The following is a 17,649-nucleotide window of genomic DNA, read 5'->3' as shown; positions in this document are numbered from 1 at the left end:
TACTTTATTGATATGTTAAAAACACTCTTTTAAAAACAATCTAAAAAAAAGAAACATTCTTATTCAGCGATTAAATTTGACTAGGTTTAAATTGGTATTGATACCTATTAAGAACTGTACAATTCCGACAAGAACACTATGAATCTAAAGCTTTATTGGAGTATTTAGGTTTTTGATGGTGAGTATCTAATCAATCATAAAAGTTCACAAGTCGACAATATTTTGAAATAAGAAATTGGAAACCCCAATAAAAATGAAGGTGCGAGCGAATAGTTCGATTCTTTCCGGGATAAATTGGGATATCAATGGCTAAAACTCGGGCGAACCAAAGTGAGCATGGCAAACGAAGTGTTTCTAATCGATTCATTTGTGGATTAAAATAGCACAGGACGTCCCAAAAAAGAAAGTGTCGTTCGTCGAAAAAACCAGCTCTTAACGAATTCTTAATTCAATGGTGCCCCGATTTTATAAAAATTTTAAGATTTTAGTTATCTGAACACTTTACAACCTCACACTATGAAGAAAATTTACTTTCTCCTATTTCTTTTTTCCATTATTCTCGGCGCTTCTGCCCAAGATTTGAAAATTACCGGAATTGTGGACGGACCCCTTACCGGGGGCATTCCCAAGGCCGTTGAACTCTATGCCCAGAACGACATCGCTGACCTCAGCGTCTATGGTTTGGGCTCTGCCAACAATGGTGGTGGCACCGATGGCGAGGAATTTACCTTTCCTGCCGATGCCGTGACTGCGGGGACCTTTATTTATGTGGCCACCGAAGATGTAGAATTCACCAATTTCTTCGGGTTTGCACCCAATTACATGGATGCAGCAGTAAATATCAATGGGGACGACGCTATTGAACTATTCTTTAATGGTTCCGTGATCGATACTTTTGGAGACATCAATGTGGATGGAACAGGACAAGCATGGGACTATGTGGATGGCTGGGTCTATCGAAAGAATGGAACCGGTCCGGATGGTACCACCTTTGTGTTGGACAATTGGACCTACAGCGGTACTGATGCGTTGGACAATGCGACCCAGAACGCCACAGCCGCCAATCCATTTCCGATTGGCACTTTTGGAGGCGTGGTAACCCCAACTGTGGACAATGTTTCCAATTTTGTGGCCACATCAACAGGTACCTCCAGCATCTCTCTTTCTTGGGACTTGAATGCCGATAGCAACCCGGTCGTGGTGGCTGTCATTGAAAGTGGTGTTGTTTCTGAAACCTTGGTGGATGGAGCGTCCTATTCCGAAGGTGATACACTGCCCAATGGGGCGACGGTACTTTATGTGGGAAGTGCCTCTACGTTTGACCACCAAAGCTTGTTGGAGAACACAAGCTATGGTTACCGAATTTGGTCCTATGATGTCAGTTTGATGTATTCCACTGGAGTTGCAGCCGATGCACGTACCGATTCCAGCACACCCATTTCAGCTGGTTTGATCATTACAGGGGTTTATGATGGTCCTTTGACCGGAGGGGTTCCCAAAGGAGTGGAACTTTATGCCTTGGAAGATATTGCCGATCTCAGTGTATATGGTTTGGGTTCGGCCAACAATGGCGGCGGCACCAATGGGGAAGAATTTACTTTTCCCGCCGATGCCGTTACAGCAGGCACACACATTTATGTGGCCACTGAAACTACCTGGTTTGAAAGCTTCTTCGGGTTTGCACCCGACTATACTTCTGGGGCCATGGCCATCAATGGTGATGATGCCATTGAATTGTTTCTCAATGGTTCCGTGATCGATGTGTTTGGGGATATCAATGTAGATGGCTCGGGCCAGGCCTGGGATTATGTGGACGGTTGGGCCTATCGCAAGGATGATACGGGCCCTGATGGAAACACCTTTGTAATCGACAATTGGATGTTCAGCGGCATTGACACCATGGATGGTGCCCTTACCAATGACACGGCCGCCAGTCCATTTCCGCTGGGTGCCTATGGTCCAGACCTCATCATTACCGGAGTTGTGGACGGCCCTTTGACAGGAGGTGTGCCAAAGGCCATTGAGCTCTATGTTACAAATGACATTGCTGATCTGAGTACCTACGGAATTGGTTCCGCAAATAACGGTGGGGGTACGGATGGAGAGGAATTTACCTTTCCCGCCGTAAGTGCCACCGCAGGTTCCTTTATTTATATCGCCAGTGAAAGTACTGGTTTTGAAAGCTATTTTGGATTTGCTCCGGACTACACCTCATCAACCGCTGCCATAAATGGCGATGATGCCATTGAACTCTTTTTTGGAGGCGCTGTAATTGATGTTTTTGGGGAAATCAATATCGATGGAACAGGCCAAGCATGGGATTATGTGGATGGCTGGGCCTATCGAAAAAATGGCACAGGTGCTGATGGCAGTACCTTTGTACTGGACAATTGGACCTATAGCGGAACAGATGCCCTGGACAACTCCACAACAAATGACACGGCCGGATTACCGTTCCCCATACGCACCTACGGCGGAGACGGCAACAACGAAAACCCAGAACCGATCACCATCGCTGAAGCTCGTGCTCTAGGTGATGGTACTTTGGTCACCATTAGTGGAGTGTTGACCGTTACCGACCAGTTTGAAGGCTCGGCCTACCTTCAAGACCAGACTGGGGCCATTGCTATTTTTGATCAGCAGGTGCATGGTGATGGAGTGTTCATGATTGGGGATTCCATTACCATAACAGGGGTGCGAAGCTCTTTCAACGAACAGATCCAGATCAGTCCAGTGACCGAGGTCATCTCCAATGGAACTCCCACCGAACCGATTGTCCCAGTGGACATCACCTTGGCAGAAATGGACCAACATCCTGCAGAATTGGTCAGGATAGTGGATGTGACGTTTCCAAAACCCGGAGATCTTTTGTTTGGAAATTCCAACTATGTGGTGAGCGATACCAGTGGTTCAGGTGAGTTGCGCATCGATGGTGATGTGGAAAGCTTGGTGGGGCTTGCCCAACCCGAAACCTGTGGTGAGGTCATCGGAGTAGTAGGAAAATATTTTGAACTCTACCAATTATTGCCCAGGATCAGGACCGACCTTGCCTGTGCAGGCGACTATGTGCCACCGGCACTTCCTGTGGAAGTGGACAAGGCAAGCACATTGGAAGTGGCCACATGGAACATAGAATGGTTTGGCGATGAAGGCAATTCCCCTGCAGCGGGCGACCCGGATTCCGATGCCATCCAAAAGGACAGTGTAAAAGCGGTAATAGCAGAACTCCAACCTGATGTATTGGCCGTGGAAGAAATCGCCGATGATGCCCTTTTTGCGGAAATGGTGAGTGAACTCCAAGGTTATGATTATGTGCTTTCACCTGCGGTCTCCTATCCCAATGAAGAAGGGGTCAACCAAAAAGTAGGTTTCATCTACAACACCGAGACGGTCACCGTGACCGACACGAAGGTTTTGTTGGCATCCATCCATCCTTATTACAATGGTGGGGATACTTCGGCTTTGACGGATTACCCTAGTGAACCTGACCGTTTTTATGCCAGTGGGCGATTACCTTTCTTGATGACGGCCGACATTACCATCAATGGGGAAACCGAAACCTATGATTTTGTGGCCCTGCACGCCCGTGCCAATGGAAGCAGCGATGCCCAATTGCGCTACGATATGCGGAAGTATGATGTGGAAGTCCTCAAAGATAGTTTGGATGTGTACTATTCCGACCGTAATCTCATCCTATTGGGCGATTACAACGACGATGTGGATGTGACAGTTGCAGACATTACTTCAACCACTGCAAGTACTTACGAAAACTACGTGAACGATCCGGCAAATTACAGTGTGTTCACTGCAACACTCAGTGAAAATGGTTTCCGTTCCTATGTGTTTGAACAGGATATGATCGACCATATTTCAGGTACGGACGAAGTGTTGCCACGGTACATTGAACATTCGGCCCAATCGCACTATGAATTCTATGATTACGATTATGCAAGTACCACATCGGATCACTTGCCCGTTTCCGTCCGGTTGATGCTCAAACCTTTTACTCTTGAATCCATTTCATCCACCGATGTAAGCTGTTTTGGAGAAGCGGATGGAACAGCAACCGTTACCGTAAGTGGTGGCGTTGCCCCATACACCTATGTTTGGAACGATGGACAGACCACTCCAACGGCATCTGGTCTTATGGCAGGTACATATACCGTGGTGGTGAGTGATGCCCTTCTTCAGCAATTCGAGGCAGAAGTGACCCTTACGGAACCTGACATGATCACCATGACCACTTCTGATAACGCTACAGTGTATTTGGGATACGAACCTCAAAGTTGTACCACTTTGGAAGTACTTTCCGTTGAAGGGGGAACAGGTACTTATGAAATGGTTTGGAGCACAGGAGAAACAGGGAGCGCCATTACGGTTTGCCCGGAAGAGACCACAGATTATGAAGTGACCGTAACCGACGAGAATGGTTGTTCCACTATGAAGACCATCACGGTGGAGGTCATTGATGTAAGCTGCGGCAATAACCCAAGAAACCCCAAAGTGGTGATGTGCCATAACGGTCGTGAAATCTGTGTGTCGCAATATGCCGTCCAATATCACTTGGCCATTGGGGACACCTTAGGTTCTTGTGATAGCTCATCGGATGGATGCCGAATTACTGCCCGTGCGTACCCTAATCCATTTGTAGGCTCTGTCAATGTATCTTTTGGCTGCCCAATTGATGATAATGTCCAGATTATCGTCTATAACATCATCGGGAGGACGGTTTCCCAGTTGGATGTACCAATTGGGACCGAATCGACACGTATCGATATGGAACCCTATCGAAGAGGTATTTATTTTGTCAAAGTGTACACGAATGGCAGGTTGATGAAGATCTTACCTGTCGTCAAAAAAGGATAATCATATATTTTCAAAAAAAAGCCCCGACTTATTATATCGGGGCTTTTTTGTGTTCTAAAATCAAATCGGGCTCTAGTATTATGATCAAATAAATATCACCATAATATTCACCCTTTGGATAACCTCTTTCTTGTCGATGCACCATAGCCCGGATTTTTAGTTATGACGACCGGTACCTGAAAGGGGGGGAGGAGGTCAGGTGTATGTAATTCTAAGGTTTGAATACGGCGTAAGACACTTTTTGGTTGACTATATTATTCTGTAATGGCCCAATGCTTTTTGATTGGATACATTTGGCACATTCGAATACTAGCCATAACGAAAAATAAAGTTTGTTGCATATTAAATGGTTGATTTTTCGTACGTAAAGCACCTGCTTTTCTTAGGACACTTTTCTACTTTGGCATTAAGGGATGATTAAGGTTTTGTAATTTTTATTTTACCTTTATCAATATCATGACCCCATGAAATCCAGTAAATCCTATTTTTCAATTGATATTAGACTTTTCAGATAATAGGGACCAAGGAGACAGCACACCTCGGGTGCATAAGCTGGAGACCGGCCATGTACCGGCTCCCTCTGATGTGCAGCTTTGGAATGAATTTCAGTCTGGGAGTGAGGAAGCCTTTGCGACCATTTACAAGAACAATGCGGACCGACTCTATAGCTATGGGCTGAAATTGGTCAGGGACAAGGAATTGGTCATGGACGCCATCCAAGATCTTTTTGTGGAGCTATGGGATGCCAAGGAGCGACTGGGAAAGGTAAGGTCGATCAAATCCTATCTTTATAAGTCCTTGAGAAGAAAGCTAATTGCGACAGCCGTTAAATTGCGAAAGGTTACCTCAGATTCTGTCGAGGGTGATTTTCTTCATGAAATGGAACCCTCACCGGAGCGCAGTCTTATTGAAAGGCAACAATTCGATGTGCAACGTAAAAAAGTAAAGAAGGCCCTTTCATCCCTCAACCAAGCCCAAAAAGAGATCATCCATTTAAAATATTATGGACAATTGAGCTATCAAGAAATTGCAGAAGCGATGGAAATGGATAAAAAGGCGGTCTATAATCTGATGGCCAGGGCCATCCATCAACTGCGCAACTCACTTGGAACCTTTCTTTTTGTTGCGGCACTTTTGTTCCTTCTCTAGAGTTTACCATTTAATTTTTCGCTTTCAATTGCCCTAAAACATTGGGTTAAATCATCTTTTTTTAAAAAAAGATGAAAAAAATCGAAGTAAAAAGTCATTTTTCCCCTCTTACTATAAAATGGCACAGTCCCCAATTCAAATTAAGGATGAAAATGAAATACAAAAATTATCAACTGGATGACTTTATCCAAGATGAATATTTCCAAAAATGGGTGCTGCAAAGCGATACCATGACCGATAATTTTTGGAACAATTGGCTGTCCCGTAACCCGGACAAGAAGGAAGTGGTCAACGAGGCCAAACAAATGGTACGCCTGTTGGCCAGTGATGGGGACAGGCTTTCAAGGGAAGATTTTGATGCCATGTGGCAACATATCGTTGACCAAAGGGCAAAATCCACAAAAACCAGTCTAAGCAAAAGGTCGGGCAATACCACATTCAGAATGATGATGCGGGTCGCAGCTGTTTTTCTCGGTATCATGGCTCTTTCCTTAGGCCTCTATTTTTACGGCTCACTTGGATCGAAACAGCACCTTCCCATGGAAACCGGACCACAAATCACACTGGAATTGCAGGATGGTTCCATCAAGGTCATTGATGAAGGTCAGTCAGGGGTAATCACCACATCGGAAGGTGGCCGTGTGGTCAATCAGCAATATGATAAACTGGTGTATGACAACATGGATAACGAGAATGGACAAACACTGGTATACAACCAATTGACCGTGCCCTATGGAAGGAAATTTGAAGTGGTCCTTTCCGATGGTTCCCATATCTTTCTGAATTCGGGATCTAAACTTCGCTATCCTGTTACATTTTTGAAAGGTCAGGCAAGGGATGTTTTCTTGGACGGGGAGGCCTATTTTTCGGTCTCCAAGGATGAGCAACGGCCCTTTACCGTGGTGACGGATGATATGAACACCCAAGTGTACGGTACCGAGTTCAATGTGTCGAGCTACAAAAATGAAAGCAACACCTTTACGGTATTGGTTGAAGGAAGTGTCGGGGTGTACCATTCCAATAACATAGAGGGTACCAAACCCATTACCATTGTTCCAGGGCAAAGGGCGGTTTACGATAATGGCGCCATCGAAGTGGAAACGGCCAACATCGACAAGTATATTGGGTGGAAGCAAGGCAAGCTGGTGTTCGTGGACGATCGCTTTGAACTTATCCTAAAGGAACTGGAACGAAATTTTGACGTACAGTTTGATAACCAATATGTGGCCTTGAACGACATGGAGTTTACGGGAACCTTTGCCTATGGGGAACCCTTGGAGAAAATTTTGGGAATCTGTCAAGAACATACCCCGTTCAACTATACCAGAAAGGGGGATACCATCACCATTACAAACAACTAACTAACAAAAACACCGATAGCCTATGCACCAAAACAAATGACATTGAACCTAGGGATACCATAAGGTTTGATCAGTGCCCAACCATTCCTGATTTACATATAGCAATTGGAGGGGTATGAAAAGAATCGAGGGGTGCTCCAACACCCCCCGATGAAAAAAAATGATTTAAGTCTGATAACTAAAACCAAATTAAAATTATGAAAAAAATTAAACCCGTGTCGAATCACTGGTGCACCATTGCCCCATTGTTCGATTTAAAGATGAAACTGACACTGACATTTTTTCTGATCGTTTTTTTTCAGATGCAAGCGGAAACCGGTTATGCCCAGACCACCAAGATCAGTCTGGACATGAAGTCTGCCAGTATCTTTGAAATTATTGAAGAGATAGAATCCTCCACGGAGTTTCGGTTTTTTTACCGCAGTGAAGAACTGAATGTGGATAGGAAGGTTGACATTCACGTTGACAAGGAGCGGATTGAAAATGTGCTTCAAAAAGTTTTTACCGGCTCCAATACCAACTTCAAGATAATCGATAGGCACATCGTGCTCACCCAAAGGAAGGATAATCCCCTTCCAACCCATCAGGGCACAGTAGAGGTGGACCAAGAAACCCAAATTTCGGGAACGGTGTCCGACAAGAAGGGAATTCCCTTGTTGGGCGTGACTATCATTGTCAAAGGGACGCGAAAGGGGACTGCCACAGATGAGAACGGAAAATACCAGATTGAAGCGAACGAAGGCGATGTTCTGGTGTTCAGCTATATTGGATTTAAGACCAAAGAAGTTGCCGTGGGTTTGGGAACTGAGATCGATGTAACCTTGGAAGAAAGTGCTACAGAACTCGGGGAGGTGGTCATCCAATCCGGGTATCAGACCATTTCAAGTGAACGGGTCACGGGCTCCTATTCCACGCTGGACTCGGAAGATTTTCAGGCACAACGATTGAACAGTCTTGATGCAGTGTTGGAGGGTAGGGTCGTAGGGCTTCGTGACGGGGTTGTCCGGGGCGTGACCTCCATGAACGGTTTAACGACCCCTTTGTTCGTTATTGATGGTTTCCCTGTGGAACAGACCAGGTATAATGCCAACTACACTTTGGAAGAGAACCTACCCAACATCAACATTGAAGATATAGAAAGTATAACGGTCCTTAAGGATGCGGCGGCCACCTCCATATATGGGGCCCGTGCAGCCAATGGGGTGGTGGTCATATTGACCAAAAAGGCCAAGGCTGGGGAAACCAATGTGTCGTTCTCAAGTAATTTGACCCTTTCCCCTTACAGGTATTATACAGGCAACCTGACCGGTTCCGAAGCCATTGTTGGTTTTGAGCGGGAATGGGCCAATGGCAACCCCAATCTTGAAGGTGGGGGAGCGGCCTCTTATGCCTCCTCTTTATTGGACAATGCGGTGTACACCAGCCAAGGAATGCAGACCTTGCTGAATTTTTATGCAGGCAACAGTTCAGAGACCCAAATGAACAATACACTGAATCGTTTGGCAGCATCTGGGTTCCGATATTATGATGAACTCGACAAATACGCCAAACGGGATCAATATTTCCAACAATTCAATATCCGGTTCGCAAAGGCATCTGACAACAACAGTTTCAATGCTTCAGCTACCTATAAGGACAATAAGTTCGAAGATATATATTCGGATGAACAATCATTGGGCATCAACTTGAACAATACGGCACAGCTCACCGATTGGTTAACCTTGGATGTGGGCACCTATATGTTCTTCAACAATGGAAATGAACAAACGTACAACGCTTTGAACCCACAATTCGTTTATCAGCCCTACAATGGATTGGTCAATGCCGATGGCTCTCCTTTTGTGTCAACCGCTGAATCACGTTACAGTGCTTTTACCCTACAGTCCATGGATACCTATGGTCTTTACAGTATGGATATAACGCCCATGGAAGAATTGGGGAGGAACATCAGGGAACGAAAAAACTTTTTGAACAGAAGTTTTGCCAAATTGGACGTTCAGATCAGTGATGCCTTTTCCTATAACGCCATGTTCCAATATGAATACGGGGTTGACCGTTCGGAACAATTGAGAAGTTCCGATTCCTATGCAGTACGGTCTTTGGTCAATGGTTTGGTGACCATATCACCGACAAACCAAGCCCTATTTAATTTGCCCTATGGCGATATTTCCGATAGGAGCAACCAATATTCCAACGCATACAATTTCCGTCAACAACTGAACTTTGACAAATTGTTCAATGGCGTCCACCATGTGAGTGCCATTGCCGGTACGGAAGTGAGGCACTCCAAATTGGAATACAGTGAGCATACCCGATATGGGTATGATTCCCAAACGTTAACCTATACACCGATCAATCAAGCAGATTTACTACAGGTTTACGGTTCGGTGTTTGGTGGATATCTGAGCCAAAATGATTTTTCCGTGGAAAGGGAACTGCTCAACCGCTATGTTTCCGTATACGGCAATGCGGGCTATACCTATGATTCACGGTATTCGGTGACTGGAAGCCTTCGATGGGACCGTTCCAACTTATGGGGTACCGATAATAAATATCAGAACAAACCGACCTGGTCGGCCGGGGCAGGATGGAACCTTCACAATGAATCCTTTTTGGAAAAGGACTGGATCAATAGGCTAAAGCTGCGTTTTTCCTATGGTATTGGAGGGAATGTAGCCAAAGATTCCGCTCCCTATCTAACGGCGGGTTACTCCTCCAACAATAATGTTGGAGGCATACAGGGGTATGTGAGTTCCAGGCCCAATCCCCAGTTATCATGGGAGAAGACCACTACGGCCAATGTTGGGGTCGATTTCTCCTTTTTTAAAAATAGGCTGAACGGAACCGTGGACTATTATCACAAGAAAGGTGAAGATCTTTTGGCGAACAGCCAAGGTGTGCCAACAGAAGGTTGGGGCTATTCCACATATACCTTGAACAATGGGGAAATGGTCAACCGTGGGGTAGAGATTACCTTGAACGGGAATATTTTCAGGACCGAAGATTTTTCCTGGGATGTAGGGGTGATGTTCGCTCATAATAAAAATGAGGTGACCTATGTCAATGTGGAAGCCCCAGTGTACTTTCTCCAATTGGACTATCCGTCCGAGTTCCCTAGGATCGGGACAAACTATAACTCCATATATGCCTATAAATGGGCAGGGTTGAGCAGTACCGGTTTGCCCCAAGTGTATGATGCGGAACAGACCCCTGTATCCTACAATCCAGGGGAACTTGAAGCCATTGAGGATTATGGCACCACGGTTCCCATCCAGAGTGGATCTTTCAATACCTCCATTACGTACAAGGATTTTTCACTGTCAGCGCTCTTCATTTATGGGATGGGACATAAGATCAGAAATACATTCCTGCCCATGTTTGACAACAACTATTCGGGTGCGGCCGGTGGATACATTACCAATATAAGACCGGTGAACAATCGCATTGAGGATAGTTGGAAGAACCCAGGTGATGAAGCCCTTACGGATGTGCCCAGAGTGGTCTATGAGTATGACCCGGAGTATAGCTACGACCTAAGGTCTATTTATTCCTATGCGGACATCAATATTCTGGACGCCTCCCATCTTAGGCTGAGCAACGTATCATTGGCCTACAGAATGCCATCCGAGCTCGTTTCCAAACTCGGCATGAAAGGGCTACGGATGAACTTTAATGTAGAGAATGTGTTCACCTTGGCCAAGAGTAGGGATGCCAAGTATTTATTGGGTGGATACCAGACTCCCAATTTTGTCCTTGGATTCAATGTAAACCTGTAAACAAAAAGTAAGATCATGAAAAACATATATATATACCTCATATGCCCTTTGGTAATGCTCGTTGGACTGTCTTCCTGCGAAGAGTATTTGGACGATATCCCAAAAGGATCCAAGACCCCCTTGACATTGGCCGATTATGAAGCCTTTGTCCGTTATGAATACACCAATCATAGCGTCAATGTCAATCAGGCTTTGAACTTATTGAACGATAGGTTTTTGAGTGAATCCACCCTGTCCTTCAACCCTTTGGACAAGGCAAATTATCTATGGGACGAATCCGCGGACCGTATTGCCCTGAACCGTTCGGACGAATCCACCTATTATAATAGTTATGCCAGTATTTCGACCTTCAATTTGATCATTGAAAATGCACTGACCACTACCGAGACCTCTGAAGGGGAACAACGTGTGCTCTGGGCGCAGGCGAAGGTGTTGCGGGCCATGAGCTATTTCAACCTGGTCAATTTCTATGTAGATACCTATGAAGCGTCCAACGCATCCCAGAAATTATCCGTCCCCCTGATTACAAGTGCTGATATCAATGCGCCCAGCGAACAGGTGAGTATTCAAGAGATGTACGATTTTATGTTGTCCGATATGGAAGAGGCCCTGCCTTATTTGCCCATTGAATCTGCGACCGTACTACACCCCAATTTGGGGACAGGTTATGCGTTTTTGGCACGGCTCCACCTCCAAATGGGAAATTATGATGATGCACTCGCCAATGCCGATCGAGCTTTGGAAGAGAATAACAGCTTATACGACTGGACTGCCTATTATCAAGCCAATGCGATGGTCATCGAGGATCCCGAATCCTACGTGGGCAAGCCTTCGCCCATGGGATTTGACTATGTGGAGAACTACAATTTTAGACACGGGGCCCTTACCCGCTTTACCACGGAAAACAACATTCCGGTCCACCGTGCTGAAAGGTTTGAAACAGGGGATGCCCGTTTTCTTTCCCGATGGAAGATAAGGACAGTGGGAGCGGAGACCTTTTACAACGCCACGGTGTCGGGTTATTTCAATTATGGGGGCATCACCACAGTGGAGATCTATTTGATCAAGGCCGAATGTCTGGCCCGTGCCGATCAATGGGGAGCGGCGATGGATATCCTGAATCAGGTCAGAAAGACCAGGATATTGCCTGAAGCCTATGTGGACTTGACCGCAAGCAACGAGGCCCAGGCCATGGAGGCCATCATCAAAACCAAGATGAACGAACTTATTTTGACCTTGATTCCTTTCTGCGATGCCCGACGGTTGAATGCCGAAGGTACCTATACGATCGGATTTTCGAAAGAGTACAATGGGCAATCCTATAGCTTGTCCCCGGAATCGCATTTGTGGACCATGCCCTTCCCCCAAGGTGCAGTCGACAACCCTGGAAATGGGACCATCACCCAAAACGTTGAAAAATAATTTAAAACCTATCAAAAATGATTCATAATATATATAAAATGCTGGGCTTGTGCCTGATAATTTTCCTTGCTTCCTGTAAGCAGGAAGGGGCAAAGCTTGAAGATTCCTTTGAATTGGAAGGCGAAGTATCCGGTCTCACAAACGGGACAGCGGTACAATTGGTACCCGGGGCAACCCATTCCAACGAAAAGCCGATAGCGGAGACCACAGTTAAGGACGGCAGGTTCAATTTTACAGGGAGCCTCGATCAACCCCGTTTTTTTTACGTGGTGTTCGGGGATAATCAAGGATTTGTTCCGGTGATGCTGGAGAATTCAAAGATTAAGTTCACAGCTTCCGCCAAAATGGATAATACAGAAGGTAAAAGAATCAATGTGACCAATATCCAAATTGAAGGCTCGGAGGCCCATGATTACTATAAAGAAAAAACGGCTTTCAAAAAGGAACTGGAAGATGAGTATGATGCCATGCGAAAGTCCACGGAAAACATGAGCAACTTACTGGGAAACGCAAGGAAGAATGGTAATAAGAAAGTCCTGGACTCACTGATGGGGACGTCGGCATATAAGGAAATGGAAAAGGTTGAGAATGCTTTTTTTGATAAAGTAAAATCAACCTCCCAAAAACTCATTTCCGATCATGGTGATTCTTGGTGGGGCCCCTTTTTTATGATGCACCAGTACACCTATTTGACCCCCGACGAAGCACCCATCTATGATGCGTTCTCCGAAGAGGCCAAAAATAGCCTCTATGGGAAGTTGGTCCACGAATCCGTATATCCGAAAGGATTCATCGGGGAAAAGGTATCCAACCACAGTCTGAAGGACAAGGATGGTGAATCCTTTGACACCCAGAACATTATTTCCGGGAAAAAGTATGTTCTTATTGATTTTTGGGCGTCATGGTGCGCCCCCTGTCGCAAGGAAATCCCCAATCTTAAAAATGCCTACGCCGAGTTTTCGGGCAAGGGCTTCGAAATCTTGAGCGTTTCCATTGACAAGAATCAAGACGCCTGGATCAAGGCTTTGGGCCAAGAAAATATGGGTTGGCCCAACCTTTTGGACAATGGTGACCTGAGCAAGGAATTCAATGTGAAAACAATTCCAGCCACCTACTTAGTGGATGGGAATGGCGTTGTGATTGCGGAAAATCTTCGGGGCAAGGAACTGGATGAGAAATTGGCCGAGCTTCTGAACTGACGGTCCTGAACGGAACAATAAGTTATAGGGCGACGCTATGACCTTTGGTCATCGTTTGCCCATACACCTTCCTGATTTAGTAGTTATTTGAATTAGCCAAAGACTAAAATTGGAAAATGGCGAGAGGGGTTGTTTGCCCAAACAATCCCTTTTGCGCCATTGTCCTACAGTTAACACTCAGCAATAATGAAAAAATATATCGGCCTTGTAGTGCTCTTGCTTTCTGCATGGATGGGGACTGCGCAAATTCTTGCTCCGGTCAAATGGACAACCACCGTGAACAAAACGTCGGAGACAACCTATGAACTGGTCGCCACGGCAAGCATTGATGCAGGCTGGCATTTGTATTCCCAGACCGTACCCAAGGATGGACCCGTTGCCACAACTTTCGGGTTTGATTCCAAGGACGGATCTTTCACCACTATTGGAAACACCACCGAAGATGAGGGTCATACGGTCTACGACCCCGTATTTGAAATGGAAATCAAGTTCTTCGAGGATAAGGCCGTGTTCAGGCAGCAGGTGACCACTGACGGGGATCTGACCACTATCAGTGCCATTGTTGAATATATGGTATGCGATGATACGCGTTGCCTGCCCCCTGCCGAGGAAGAACTGTTATTTGTCCTGAATGGACAGCAGGCCGGCGGATCCACGGACAGTGATCAGGTGCCGGACAACGTTTTGCCCGATACCAATGACGAGACGGTGGTCAATAAAGGGACCGAAGACCAGAAAGGGCTGTGGACCATTTTTTTTATATCCTTTATTTCTGGCTTTGCAGCCTTGCTGACGCCCTGTGTGTTCCCGATGATACCCATGACGGTCAGTTTCTTCACGAAACAGAGCAAAAACCGCCCACAGGGAATCAAAAATGCTATTTTTTATGGGTTCTCAATCGTATTGATCTATGTGGTGTTGGGGTCTATGGTAACCGCTATTTTCGGTGCGGATTCCTTGAACGCCCTTTCGACCAATGTGTGGTTCAATCTGATCTTTTTTATACTGCTTATCGTTTTTGCGGCGTCTTTTCTTGGGGCGTTCGAGATTGTGTTGCCCTATACATGGGCAAACAAAGTGGACAAACAAGCGGACAAGGGCGGTGTCATTGGTATCCTGTTCATGGCCCTGGCCCTGGCCATTGTGTCCTTTTCCTGTACGGGTCCCATCGTGGGAACCCTACTGGTCGAGGCGGCAAGTAAGGGGGGATTGGCACCCATTATAGGTATGCTCGGTTTCTCCTTGGCACTTGCACTGCCCTTTATGCTTTTTGCGCTTTTTCCCGGTTGGTTGAACTCCCTTCCGAAATCTGGCGGATGGCTGAATTCCGTTAAGGTCTTTCTGGGCTTTTTGGAGCTGGCCCTTGCGTTTAAGTTTTTGTCAAACGCCGATTTGGTTTTACAGTTGCATTGGTTGGAAAGGGAAGTGTTCCTGGCCATTTGGATCGCCATTTTTGGAATACTGGCCATGTACCTCTTTGGCAAGCTCAAATTACCCCATGATTCCCCCGTCCAACATATTTCCGTTGGCAGACTGGGATTGGGACTGCTCACACTTGCCTTTACCCTATACTTGGTCCCCGGTCTTTGGGGTGCTCCCCTGAAGTTGGTCAGTGGTTTTCCCCCGCCCATGCATTACAGTGAATCCCCAAACGGTGTTGGTTATGCCCAGATGGGCGGAGGGTCATCTTCACATGGGCCTCTTCCCGAAGGGGCAACATATGGTCCGCATGATATTGTCTCCTTCAACGATTATGAAACAGGTATGAGCTATGCTAAAACGGTGGGCAAGCCTGTTTTGATCGACTTTACGGGGCATGCGTGTGTGAATTGTAGAAAAATGGAGGAAAGGGTATGGAGCGAACCACGCCTATTGAAGCTCTTGAACGAAGAAGTAGTACTGATTTCCCTGTATGTGGATGACAAGCGTGAGCTGCCGGAGGATCAGCAATATGTTTCCACGGCAACGGGAAAAAAAATCAAGACGATAGGGAACAAGTGGAGCGATTTCCAGATCAGGGAATATAGGGCCAATGCCCAACCTTACTATGTGTTGGTGGATCACGAAGGGGAAAAGCTCAATGCCCCTGTGGGGTACACCCCGGATGTAGAAGCGTATGGATCTTGGTTGAGGCAGGGTATCGACAACTATGGACAGTAATGGATTTATTAAAGATCTTATGGACAATATGTTGCAAACGGACATGAATTTGGAAGCACACTTTAGGGAAATCAGAAAGGGTGTAATCGGCAATAACGGATATTTTGAATCCCCCTTTGGCATCCAAAAAATACTGTATGCCGATTGGGTCGCCACCGGAAGGTTATACCGTCCCATTGAAGAAAGGATCACGGATACTTTGGGACCTTATTTTGCCAACACACATTCCTATTCGAGCGAGACGGGGAAAGTGACTTCCAACCTCTATATGGAGGCTCGGGATCGCATCAAAAAACATGTGAATGCCGATGCGGATGATGTGCTGGTGACCACGGGCAATGGAATGACGGGGGCATTGGCCCGCTTACAGCAAATTATGGGCCTTAAAGGACCACGGCCATCCGACCCCAAAGCGGTGCCAGTCGTGTTCATTACCCATATGGAACACCACTCCAACCAGGTGTCTTGGTCGGAAACCATGGCCGATATCGTTATTGTACCTCCCGGGGAGGATTTGATGCCCTGTCCAGAAAAGCTGAATGATCTTTTGGGGGAATACAAGGACCGAACCTATAAAATTGGGGCATTTACGGCATGTTCCAACGTGACCGGGGAGGTGACTGACCACAAGGGTTTGGCAAAGACCATGCATGCCCATGGAGGGGTCTGTTTCTTTGACTTTGCCGCATCCGCCCCCTATGTGGATATCGATATGCACCCCAATGAACCAGAATGTCGGATGGATGCCATTTTCTTTTCGCCCCATAAATTTCTGGGAGGTCCTGGGGCTTGTGGGGTTTTGGTGTTCAATAAAAATCTGTATAGGAATGAGGTGCCAGAGATACCCGGTGGTGGTAACGTGAAATGGACCACACCTTGGGGAAAGCATAGGTTTTTTGAGGATTTGGAGACCAAGGAAGATGGGGGTACACCCGGTATCATCCAAACCATTAAGGCCGCCCTTGCCATCCAATTGAAAGAGAAAATGGATACCCAATTCATGGCGATAAAAGAACAAGCGTTACTGCGTCTTTTTCGGGAAAAACTCAAGGATCTTGGGGAAATTCATTATTTGGGAAATGAACATACCCAGCGTATCGGCTGTCTGTCCTTTAACATACAGGGCATCCATTATAATTTGATGGTCCGCTTGCTCAATGACCGCTTTGGGGTCCAGGTCAGGGGAGGGTGGTCGTGCGCCAGCACCTTTGCCCACTACCTTTTTGGGATAGATCAAGCAAGGTCTTCACAAATCATGGACGGCATTGATGGGAAAAACCTCGAAAACAAACCAGGATGGGTCCGTGTCTCCCTACATCCCGTTATGGAGGACTTGGAGGTGACCTATATCACAGAGGCCATTCGGAGCATCGTACAGAACAAGGACGAATGGGAAAAGGATTACCAGTACAATCCCATGACCAATGAATTTGAATACCTCCACGGGACACATGCAAGTTCCGGGCACCCTTCTTTTTTTGAGCTGTAGCCCTGCGTTCCCAAGGAATTCAGAAATAGCATATAAAGGATAAACAAAACAACAAGTGAATTATAAAAGGTGATTATAGCCTGTGGGGGGTAAGCGCATACAAGAGGTTGCACAACACATCCTGCTTCCCCTGCAAAAAGCATTTCATTTTTCTTTTTGAGTTAGTCAGGGGGCTATCCACATTTTGGGTGGTCCCTTCAAAAAGAAAATGCAAAACAATGGAATCA

Annotated in this window: 8 protein-coding genes; all 8 read left to right on the top strand. The window is 46.1% G+C overall.

What is annotated here, in order from left to right:
* The first annotated feature begins 516 nt into the window (after positions 1-516).
* The 8 genes from SD450_RS16360 to SD450_RS16325 all read left to right on the top strand — a co-directional run bounded on the left by SD450_RS16360 (position 517) and on the right by SD450_RS16325 (position 17,422).
* Positions 517-4,866: a T9SS type A sorting domain-containing protein gene (locus SD450_RS16360; protein WP_318345529.1), complete on the top strand. Its 4,350-nt coding sequence runs from the start codon at positions 517-519 to the stop codon at positions 4,864-4,866.
* Positions 4,867-5,358: 492 nt separating this feature from the next.
* Positions 5,359-6,015, top strand: coding sequence for an RNA polymerase sigma factor (locus SD450_RS16355; protein WP_318345528.1), 657 nt, complete (start codon positions 5,359-5,361; stop codon positions 6,013-6,015).
* A gap of 152 nt (positions 6,016-6,167) precedes the next feature.
* Entirely contained in the window at positions 6,168-7,376 is a 1,209-nt protein-coding gene (locus SD450_RS16350) for a FecR family protein (protein ID WP_318345527.1), read from the top strand.
* A gap of 197 nt (positions 7,377-7,573) precedes the next feature.
* Positions 7,574-11,152 (top strand): SusC/RagA family TonB-linked outer membrane protein, encoded by a 3,579-nt coding sequence (locus tag SD450_RS16345; protein ID WP_318345526.1) that lies wholly within the window; start codon positions 7,574-7,576, stop codon positions 11,150-11,152.
* Between the two features lie 15 nt (positions 11,153-11,167).
* Positions 11,168-12,574, top strand: a complete 1,407-nt coding sequence (locus SD450_RS16340) for a RagB/SusD family nutrient uptake outer membrane protein (RefSeq protein WP_318345525.1) — start codon at positions 11,168-11,170, stop codon at positions 12,572-12,574.
* 17 nt (positions 12,575-12,591) lie between these two features.
* Entirely contained in the window at positions 12,592-13,773 is a 1,182-nt protein-coding gene (locus SD450_RS16335) for a TlpA disulfide reductase family protein (protein ID WP_318345524.1), read from the top strand.
* Between the two features lie 186 nt (positions 13,774-13,959).
* A complete protein-coding gene (locus SD450_RS16330) occupies positions 13,960-15,933 on the top strand; it encodes a protein-disulfide reductase DsbD family protein (RefSeq protein WP_318345523.1) in 1,974 nt (657 codons plus the stop codon).
* The gene (locus tag SD450_RS16325; protein ID WP_318345522.1) at positions 15,923-17,422 is read left to right on the top strand and encodes an aminotransferase class V-fold PLP-dependent enzyme; all 1,500 of its coding nucleotides are present in this window, start codon (positions 15,923-15,925) and stop codon (positions 17,420-17,422) included. Before SD450_RS16330 ends, SD450_RS16325 begins: the two co-directional genes overlap by 11 nt.
* Positions 17,423-17,649: the final 227 nt, after the last annotated feature.

The organism is Flagellimonas baculiformis (assembly GCF_033441575.1).
In the GTDB taxonomy this organism is placed as follows: Bacteria; Bacteroidota; Bacteroidia; order Flavobacteriales; family Flavobacteriaceae; genus Flagellimonas; species Flagellimonas baculiformis.
This window is presented reverse-complemented; position numbering and strand designations above follow the sequence as displayed.

Bases quoted from the DNA above. Each gene is read 5' to 3' on its own strand.
- SD450_RS16330 (WP_318345523.1), top strand. From the start codon at position 13,960: ATGAAAAAATATATCGGCCTTGTAGTGCTCTTGCTTTCTGCATGGATG.
- SD450_RS16345 (WP_318345526.1), top strand. From the start codon at position 7,574: ATGAAAAAAATTAAACCCGTGTCGAATCACTGGTGCACCATTGCCCCA.
- SD450_RS16325 (WP_318345522.1), top strand. From the start codon at position 15,923: ATGGACAGTAATGGATTTATTAAAGATCTTATGGACAATATGTTGCAA.
- SD450_RS16335 (WP_318345524.1), top strand. From the start codon at position 12,592: ATGATTCATAATATATATAAAATGCTGGGCTTGTGCCTGATAATTTTC.
- SD450_RS16360 (WP_318345529.1), top strand. From the start codon at position 517: ATGAAGAAAATTTACTTTCTCCTATTTCTTTTTTCCATTATTCTCGGC.
- SD450_RS16340 (WP_318345525.1), top strand. From the start codon at position 11,168: ATGAAAAACATATATATATACCTCATATGCCCTTTGGTAATGCTCGTT.
- SD450_RS16350 (WP_318345527.1), top strand. From the start codon at position 6,168: ATGAAATACAAAAATTATCAACTGGATGACTTTATCCAAGATGAATAT.